Below are 629 nucleotides of genomic sequence, written 5' to 3'. Positions count from 1 at the left end.
GCGCGGCTGGCTAATCCCGACAACGACGCGGCTGCCATCAGCGACGCGTTCAAGCGGATGGGGTTCGATATCGTGGAGCTGCGCCGCGATCTCGGCGTCGTCGAGATGCGGCGGGCGGTGCGCGATTTTGCTGCGGTTGCTGCAGATTCCGACATGGCCGTGGTCTACTACGCCGGTCACGGCATCGAGGTGAACGGCGCGAACTTCCTGATTCCGGCAGATGCCAGGCTGCAAAGCGATTTCGACGTCGAGGACGAGGCGGTCCCGCTGGACCGGATTCTCCAGGCGATAAATCCGGCGAAGCGGCTGCGGCTCGTCATCCTCGATGCCTGCCGCGACAATCCGTTTGCGGAGCGGATGACACGCAGTGTGGCCACGCGTTCGATGGGCCGCGGCCTTGCCAAGATCGAGCCTGCGACGGCGGATACGCTGATTGCGTTCGCCGCCAAGGCCGGCGCGGTCGCCGGCGACGGCGACGGTGCGCACAGCCCGTTTGCGACCGCGCTCCTCAATCATTTGGCGACGCCCGGCCTCGACCTTCGCCTGACGCTTGGCCGGGTCCGCGACGAGGTGCTGAAGAGCACGGGACGGCGGCAGGAGCCGTTCGTCTACGGATCGCTCGGTGGCGA

The 629-nt window shown here is 66.9% G+C and carries 1 protein-coding gene; it reads left to right on the top strand.

Annotation, left to right across the window (positions count from 1 at the left end; translation table 11 throughout):
* Positions 1 to 629, top strand: a 629-nt coding sequence (locus AC0L3S_RS39120; RefSeq protein ID WP_473285295.1) for a caspase family protein, incomplete at both ends; no start/stop codon positions are given.

The organism is Bradyrhizobium sp. Ken01 (assembly GCF_055807355.1).
The sequence above is the reverse complement of the archived record's forward strand: the minus strand, read 5'-3'. Positions and strand labels throughout refer to the sequence as shown.